Source organism: Pseudomonas sp., assembly GCF_050739995.1.
Taxonomy (GTDB): domain Bacteria; phylum Pseudomonadota; class Gammaproteobacteria; order Pseudomonadales; family Pseudomonadaceae; genus Aquipseudomonas.
Genome location: NZ_JBOICG010000120.1, coordinates 1 through 7,548 on the forward strand (window position 1 = coordinate 1; position 7,548 = coordinate 7,548).

Sequence of the window (7,548 nt, forward strand, 5' to 3'; positions counted from 1 at the left end):
GTTGTTTAAGTTCTGCCAGGTTGTCCTTCTGGGTGCGCTCGCCCTTTTTGGGTATGACATCGCGCTCGTATCTGTCGAAGATCCCCTTCATCACAGTCAGGTCTAAGGGTTTTTCCTTTGCCTCAAGCTCGGCCCGCTTCAAGCGGGCTTTGCTCAGGTCGCTGCCCAAGGCGATCTCCTTGCCGGTCGCGTCTCTGTAGTAATACCCGACCCACACCTTTCCGTTCTTGCGGTAGCGCTTGCGCCGTACCATTCCCGGCGGAAGGTCCCTGTTCTCAATGTTGCGGGGGCGCATATCAGTTCACTCTGGAATAGTCTGGCGTCCAGGCTGGCCGCGCTGGGGGTGGGTTTGGGTCGACAATGGTGGCGGTGACCATACCCAGCTCCATACGGGCGTACATGCGGTCAACAAGCGGCCGACCGCCGCGACTCTCAACGAACACCCAGTTGCGATCCTTGAGCCATTTGCGCTGATCACATCGCCGCTTGTAGCCGGTGAGGTCGGCGAGTTCATCGTCCGACAAGATTTCAGCTTGTATACCTACCTCCTACCGCCCGAACTGGGCCGCGATGTCTTGATGATGTGAACGATGAAGCCGAAGCTGATCAGCAGCCAGATACAGGTGCCGACGAAGGCGTAGATCAGTGCCTCGGTGGTGCCGGTGCTGAGCAGGTCAGGCCAGATCCAGAAGAGCCAGCCGAGTGTTCCTACCAGGTACAGCAAGGCGCCCAGCAGGATCAGGGTGAGTTTCGTTGCGAACATGGGGTGTCCTTGCCGCTATAGCGGCTGACTTTGAAGGGGGAGCTGTTTTATAGTTAGATTAAATTTACGTGCGAATCACTCTATTAAGAAAAGGAATCCTTCTTTGAACTCGGTTGATTTAAGAAGTTGGCTTGCGGAAACCCTCCCTAAGCATGAACTGTTAGCGCGTTCGGTATCCTCCATTGTGGAGAATCTTTTAAAAAGCAACGGCATTGATTATCTTGCTGTGACTGGCAGAGTGAAAGACTATGAAAGTGCAGTGAAAAAAATAAAAAGAAAGGGGTATAAGGATCCAGTCAAACAACTAACTGATTTGACTGGTATTAGGATTATAGTTTTTTTTGAGTCGCAAGTTATTCGTGTCGCAGAATTGATAGGGGAGGCATTTAATGTTGATCTGGAAAATTCCAGCATTAAAGATGCTTCTCTTTTGGTTAATCAGATGGGCTATCGATCTTCGCATTATGTTTGCGATCTGGGGCCTGTACGAAAAGACCTTCCGGAGTATGAAGGTCTAGATGGTCTAAAGTTTGAGTTTCAAGTTAGAACTGTCCTTCAGCATGCATGGGCTGAGCTTGCTCACGATAGAAATTACAAATTTTCAGGGAAGCTGCCTCCTGCTGCAGAGAGGAAGCTTTTTTTATACGCAGGCATGCTGGAACTCGCTGATCGCGGATTCGATGAGTTGTCGAGTGAAATTGATAGTTACATTAGAACTGTTCAGAGGGAGGTGATTGCTGGCGACCTGAAAATGGAAATAACCTCTATTAATCTAGGGGAGTTTATTGATGAGTGGGCAAGAGTGAATAAGTTTCCTATGGAACATCTTGATCTGAAAGAAGGTTTGGGTGAGCTGATTGAAGAGCTTCGATTGTTTGGGATCTTTACCCTTGCGGATTTAAACGAAATTATCCCCGGCGACTATGCTGGTAAGTCTAATGAGTTGGGGGTAACTACTACTATTTATGGTGTAATTCGTGATTGGATGCTAATTTCAGATTGGCGGCGCTACCTCGCGAATGTGCCGTTACGTTGGGCGCTCAGCCACAACGAAGATATCTTGGTTCAGACTTATTTACCTGAAGACGAACACAATGCATTCAAGGAAGCCTTCCGAGACGATGAGATAGATGGAATCGATTAAAACAAAAACTGGGTAAAGCGCGTTGCAGATCATTGGCCTACCCATTGTGTAATCGGTACCGCTTTGCTGTTTCCGATCGCCTTATAGCGCGGCCATCTGGGCACTCTCTTGGGCGTCCAAGGCCCGCCACGCGATTGTTCTTTTGGGTCCATACACACAACCAGCGTCCTGCCATTTCTTCCCTGGAGGCTGCAACTCGCAGTCCTTCCCCAGCAAGCGCGCCAAGAAAGCTTCCGAAGGCGTTCCCTCTGTCACCGAGGACGTCGGGTCGTTTTCCCAGACGATAACGCTGGCGGGCTTTCGCTGGCCGGCACGAACATCTGCAAGCCCCACGTATTTGATGGTGAGGGCACCGCGAGGGTCGGTGAGGCCTTCGCGCATACTGGTGACCGAGAAGGCCTGGCACGGGGTGCCGTCGACTAGAGCGCCCGGCGCCTGGATCTTGCCAGCCAGCACCAGGGCCGCCAGTTTGGTCATGTCGCCGTGGTTCGGAACATCGGGATAATAGTGGTGGGCCAGGACCGCCGAGGGGAACGGCTCGATCTCGGCGAACCAGGCGGCGCGCATGCTCATCGTGTGCCAAGCTTGTGTTGCGGCTTCAATGCCGCTGCATACGCTTCCATAGGTAACAGACATGGAGTTGACCTCACATTGTTTAAGTAGGGGAGTCAGCTACCTGCTGTGAGATGGGGTGTAGCAAAGTCTGACCTTGCCTCAAAATTGTGGATAAGACTCGTTAAGCTGCGTGAGCCATGATTGTTTTTTGATATCATGATTTTTTCCCATTGAATGGAATGACAAAGGTGCGGGTCTCCCTAGCAACTAAAAAGGAACACAGTGAAGTGAGAAATGTAGAGGACTTGTGGGAGATATTCTCAAAAGAGGACTTGGAAAATTTCCAGTTAAAATGTAGGGGCATTTGGAAGGCGTTAAGTAATAAATATATTTATTTTTTGGCCTTGGTTGCTGTTATTCCAATTGTAATGGTAGTTGCGTCTGTAGTGCTGCATTTTCAGTTTGGTTATGATATTCCATGGGTTGATGTAAAATTTCATGAGACTGCAGCGCATTGGGGGCAGTTGGGAGATTTTGTTGGAGGAATTCTCAATCCTCTTCTGAGTTTTGTTGCGTTCATAGCGGTTCTAATTAACTTGGTGTTGCAAAGGCGCGATTTGTCACTAGCTCGCGAAGAGGCTAGGGAGGCGAATAAAACTCAAAAGCTGCAAAGCATGATTTTCGAAAAACAAAACCAAGCAGTTGAACGGCAGAATTTTGAGTCTACTTTTTTTCGCTTGCTAGACATGCACTCCCAGCAGTTTGTGTATGCATTCGTAGAGCCTAAAGGTAATAGAGAAAAGGTAGTTGGAGCAGAATGCTTTGCTTGGGTGAGATCAAGTTTCCTGCCTAGAGTGACCTATGGACAGCAGGTTTCGAATCTGGTCCTTAGAAATGTGGATGCTTTTTCTGAAAATTACTCTATCGGGATGTTGCGCTACTTTAGAAACTTACACCAAATATTAAAGTTTATTGATGGTTATGGAAGTTCAAGCGGCCTCCGCGAAGGAACGATGGTTGGTATGCGTATCCGTAAAGCAGTTAGGCAGTATGGGGCTCAGCGAGCTTATGCTAATATGCTTCGAGCGCAGTTTAGTAATGATGAGCAATGTTGTTTGTTTCTTAATTGTCTAACCGAAAAAGGTGCCGGGCTAAAGTATTACGTAGAGAAATACTCATTATTGAAAGGCATGGAATTTCCTGACCCCTATAGGGGCGAGGAGATCAAAGGTTTATATCAGCCTATTGCCTTTGCTGATAGTGAGGAGATAACTAAGTCTCAGATATTTGATATTGTGTATCAAAAGTATAAGGGGCCAGACTTTGGACGAGTTTCTGACGAAACTAATGCCGATGATGACTTAGATAAGCTTTGATACCCCTCAAGCCGTTTGTTGATTACGTGTATAGCCTGAATCGTTCAGTTCAGGCTTGGTGACGGCGGCAATGTCACTTCTGGCTGGCTTCTCCATCATTGAGATCACCAATTTCCAAAAACACCAGAGCCCCCACGGCACTGAAAAAGACAGTTTGCTGCCTGATATTGAAGGCTATCTAACTGTTTATGAACGGAAAGGTAACGTCATCATCGCAGGCTCGCAACGGAAGGTTCCTGTTACCGGTCAGGCTTTTAACGTTAAAGAATCGTTAGAGCCTGTTAGCCCATCGTTAGATAACGCCCTGATTCCTGATTCCTGATTCACCGAATCAAGATCAACACCACACTCTCAAGGCGGGCGAAGAAACTCCGGCTACTGGCAGCGACACTGGCGGCGAACTCGAAGACCTGCCGCCGGAAGAACCTGAATCTGCTGTTGATCCAAAGTCGCCGGTCGAGATGACGCTGGACTGGATGCCCGACGCTGATCTGCTGAGAGCGTACTGCGTTCATTTCGGAGCCACCACCGACCTGTTCACCAAGGAGGCGGTCGCCCCGTTCACTGCCCACCACGAAATCACTGGGCTGGCGCAACTCCAGGCTAAGTGGGTTTCTCTGCTGGTGCGGTGGGTGAAGGACGACAAGAACCGAGATAGCAACGTCCGCCCATTCGTGAAGAGAGAGGCGCCGTCTCGGCACTGCAAAATGCGTTGGGCCATCATTGGCGAAAGTTTCCACTCTAAACGTTCGCGTAAGCACACATTAGCCGCCCCTTGGCCGAGAGATCCTCCAGCATCAACCTCTCGCAACCACTGGTGCATGTTCGGCCATCAACTCTATCACCCAGTCGATAAATACCCGCACCTTGGTGCTGACATGACGGTTGGGTGGGAATGCCAGATACATCGGCATCGGTTCCATGTGCCAGTCCTCAAACAGCGGCAGCAGCTCGCCACTGGACAAGTGCGGTTTGGCCATGTACTGCGGTAGCCAGAGCACGCCCAGGCCAGCCAGACCTGCGGCAAGGTATGCATTGCCATCGTCGATAATCAACAGCGGGCGGCCTTGGACCTCGATGATCTCCTCACCTCGCTGCATCGCGTAGGGCAAGGCTTTGCCTGTACGCGACCAGAGAAAGCCGACAGTAGTGTGCCTGCCATCATCCAGCTCACGTGGATGCGCCGGCTTACCGAAGCGCAGCAGGTAGTCTGGTGCGGCATAAATGCCGAGCTTGAGGTCCCCGACATGCCTTGCCATTAAGGACTGATCGGTGATCTCACCGCCACGTACTACGCAGTCGATGTTTTCGCCAATGATGTCGATGATGCGATCGCTTACGCCCATGGTCAGCTGGATTTCCGGGTAGCGTGCGTAGAACCCTGGCAAGGCGGGTATCAGTACCGTGCGCGCCAGCGGGCTGGGCACGTCCACCCGCAATCGGCCGCGTGGTGCAGTCGATGCGCTGGACAAGCTGGTCTCGGCATCGTCCATATCGGCCAGCAACCGGATGACGCGCTCGTAGTAGACCGCGCCATCGGCAGTGATGTTGACCTTGCGTGTGGTGCGGTTGAGCAAGCGCACGCGCAGCCTCGCCTCCAGTTGTTGGACGAGTTGCGTCACGCTGGTCTTGCTCATGTGCAGGGTGGCTGCCGCCTTGGTGAAGCTGCCGGTTTCCACCACTCGGACGAAGGCCAGCATCGCATCGAAACGGTCCATTTCACACCTCAAAAGGTCGGGATAGTTTGGATTCTACAAACAATCATGACCAGAGTTGCTCGTTTATCCAGGCCGGCGAGCTTTTTACAGTAGCTCCATCTTAAACAACGGGCCGCGATGGTCCTGAAGGAGCTATGCCATGACCAGTAAACGTGATGTTGTTTTCCCGCCTGACCGCCATGCACTGTACGAATTGCACCGTTACTCACCAGCGATTCGCTCCAATGGCTTTTTGTTCGTATCCGGCCAGGTCGGCAGCCGCAAGGATGGCTCGGCCGAGCCGGACCTCGCAGCACAGGTTCGCTTGGCCTTCGCCAACCTCAACGCGATCCTGGCAGAGGCCGGCAGTAGTTTTGACGATGTGGTCGACACGACCATCTTCATGGTTGACCCCAACTCGAAATTCGAAGCTATCTGGGAGGTAGCGGCTGAGTACTGGGGCGAAGCGCCCTATTCGACAGTGACCGCCATCGGCGTGACCTGGCTGTCCGGCTTCGACTTCGAGATCAAGGTGATCGCCAAATTACCGGCATAAAAACGGATCAGCATCACTCCGACCGGCGAACGAAACCCTTTTGTTTTCAGATAAAACGCGTATCTCGTTGCCGCTCGAGTTCTGTCTTCAGTGACTGTCCGCATGTGCCCGAAAGCTCTCCTTGGAATAGCCCAGCCCCGCGTTGGGCTTTTTGCATCTGGCCCCTAGTGCTACAGTCCCGTGCCACAGTAGGCGATTAAGACAGCGGAAATTTTGGTCGGCATTGGAGAGTTTCAGCATGATGGACCGCCTGATTTATAGAGTGCCGCAACTATTTGATGTGCAGCGGCTTTTCACTATTTATAGCGATCCCAAAACCAACCTTTTCAACCCGGCAGGCCCAATGACTGATCTTGTAGGCGCACAAGATTTACTGAGGCGTTGGATCGAGCATTGGGACAAGCATTTATACGGCGTGTGGGCTATTGCAAGGAGCGATGCGCCAGAGTTCGTAATTGGGTTCGGTGGCATTTCCCTCCACGATTACTTGACTGAGCAGCGCGTCAATCTGGGTTATCGCTTCGCGGTCGAAGCGTGGGGTCATGGTTATGCAACCCAGCTAGGACGAGATACGCTTACATATGCATTTGAACAGCTTTATTTGCCCGAAGTTTACGGGCTAGTCAGGCCTGAATCGCCCCGGATTCTCTAGACACCTTGCAAGCTCATTGCGTAACGTTTTTCAAACTCTACCGGTGACAGCTGATTGTTGAAACCATGCCGGCGTTTTGCGTTGTAGAACATCTCGATGTAATCGAACACATCACTACGAGCATCTTCGCGCGTGGAATAGATTTTCCGCTTGATCCGTTCCCGCTTTAGAAGCTGGAAAAAGCTCTCAGCCACGGCGTTGTCATGACAATTGCCTCGGCGACTCATGCTGGCAACCAAATTGTTCGCCTTCAAAAAGCTGCGCCAATCGGAGCTGCTGTACTGGCTGCCTTGGTCGGAATGAACCATCACCTCTTGCTTCGGTTTACGCCTCCAAACCGCCATCAATAACGCATCAATGGCCAAATCACTGGTCATCTGCGACTTCATTGACCAGCCAACGACCTGACGAGAAAACAGATCCAGCACCACTGCCAAATACAGCCAGCCTTCATACGTACGAATGTAAGTGATGTCGGTGACCCAAACTTTGTTGGGTTCTACGACATCAAACTGGCGCTTCAGTAAATTGGGTGAGGCGACCGCTGGCTTACCGCCGTACTTTCCAGGGCGACGTCGATACCCTGTCTGAGAGCGCAGCCCTTCAAGACGCATCAGCCTCGCCACACGATGGCGACCACAATCCTCACCGACTTCGCGCAGATCGTCATGGACTTTGCGATAGCCATAAACGCCGCCGCTCTCCAGCCAGGAATGCTTGATCAAACCCAGCAGTCGCTGGTCGTCTTTGGCGCGTACAGATTGCGGCTCAGACAGCCAGGCGTAATAACCGCTGGGATGGACTT

Annotated in this window: 9 protein-coding genes and 3 pseudogenes; 6 read left to right on the forward strand and 6 right to left on the reverse strand. The window is 51.5% G+C overall.

The window, feature by feature from the left end; all coding sequences use genetic code 11:
• From ACRESD_RS04140 to ACRESD_RS04150, 3 genes are all read right to left on the reverse strand, one after another.
• A partial coding sequence (locus tag ACRESD_RS04140; RefSeq protein WP_431749761.1) for a phage integrase Arm DNA-binding domain-containing protein occupies positions 1-295 on the reverse strand: 295 nt, incomplete at its 3' end.
• Position 296: 1 nt separating this feature from the next.
• On the reverse strand, positions 297-539 hold the full coding sequence (locus tag ACRESD_RS04145; RefSeq protein ID WP_431749769.1) for a DUF4224 domain-containing protein: 243 nt from the start codon (positions 537-539) through the stop codon (positions 297-299).
• Positions 540-541: 2 nt separating this feature from the next.
• The gene (locus ACRESD_RS04150) at positions 542-763 is read right to left on the reverse strand and encodes a hypothetical protein (protein ID WP_431749762.1); all 222 of its coding nucleotides are present in this window, start codon (positions 761-763) and stop codon (positions 542-544) included.
• A 103-nt stretch (positions 764-866) separates the two neighbouring features.
• Between ACRESD_RS04150 and ACRESD_RS04155 the strand changes: the two genes are divergently transcribed.
• Positions 867-1,907, forward strand: coding sequence for a GTP pyrophosphokinase (locus ACRESD_RS04155; RefSeq protein ID WP_431749763.1), 1,041 nt, complete (start codon positions 867-869; stop codon positions 1,905-1,907).
• Positions 1,908-2,015: 108 nt separating this feature from the next.
• On the opposite strand, the pseudogene ACRESD_RS04160 reads toward ACRESD_RS04155, so the two are convergent.
• Positions 2,016-2,543 (reverse strand): annotated as a pseudogene (locus tag ACRESD_RS04160) (DNA cytosine methyltransferase); the annotation flags it as partial.
• A 167-nt stretch (positions 2,544-2,710) separates the two neighbouring features.
• On the opposite strand from ACRESD_RS04160, the gene ACRESD_RS04165 reads away from it, so the two are divergent.
• From ACRESD_RS04165 to ACRESD_RS04175, 3 genes and pseudogenes are all read left to right on the forward strand, one after another.
• Positions 2,711-3,838, forward strand: coding sequence for a putative phage abortive infection protein (locus tag ACRESD_RS04165; RefSeq protein ID WP_431749764.1), 1,128 nt, complete (start codon positions 2,711-2,713; stop codon positions 3,836-3,838).
• 70 nt (positions 3,839-3,908) lie between these two features.
• Positions 3,909-4,160 (forward strand): hypothetical protein, encoded by a 252-nt coding sequence (locus ACRESD_RS04170; RefSeq protein WP_431749765.1) that lies wholly within the window; start codon positions 3,909-3,911, stop codon positions 4,158-4,160.
• 154 nt (positions 4,161-4,314) lie between these two features.
• Positions 4,315-4,431: pseudogene (locus ACRESD_RS04175) on the forward strand (DnaT-like ssDNA-binding domain-containing protein); the annotation flags it as partial.
• Between the two features lie 204 nt (positions 4,432-4,635).
• Here the strand turns inward: ACRESD_RS04175 and ACRESD_RS04180 are convergent.
• A complete protein-coding gene (locus ACRESD_RS04180; protein WP_431749766.1) occupies positions 4,636-5,556 on the reverse strand; it encodes a LysR substrate-binding domain-containing protein in 921 nt (306 codons plus the stop codon).
• Between the two features lie 139 nt (positions 5,557-5,695).
• Between ACRESD_RS04180 and ACRESD_RS04185 the strand changes: the two genes are divergently transcribed.
• Together ACRESD_RS04185 and ACRESD_RS04190 are read left to right on the forward strand one after the other, a co-directional pair.
• Positions 5,696-6,091 (forward strand): RidA family protein, encoded by a 396-nt coding sequence (locus ACRESD_RS04185; RefSeq protein WP_431749767.1) that lies wholly within the window; start codon positions 5,696-5,698, stop codon positions 6,089-6,091.
• 238 nt (positions 6,092-6,329) lie between these two features.
• Positions 6,330-6,725 (forward strand): annotated as a pseudogene (locus ACRESD_RS04190) (GNAT family N-acetyltransferase); the annotation flags it as partial.
• Positions 6,726-6,739: 14 nt separating this feature from the next.
• Here the strand turns inward: ACRESD_RS04190 and ACRESD_RS04195 are convergent.
• Positions 6,740-7,548, reverse strand: an 809-nt coding sequence (locus tag ACRESD_RS04195) for an IS3 family transposase (RefSeq protein WP_431749768.1), incomplete at its 5' end; no start/stop codon positions are given.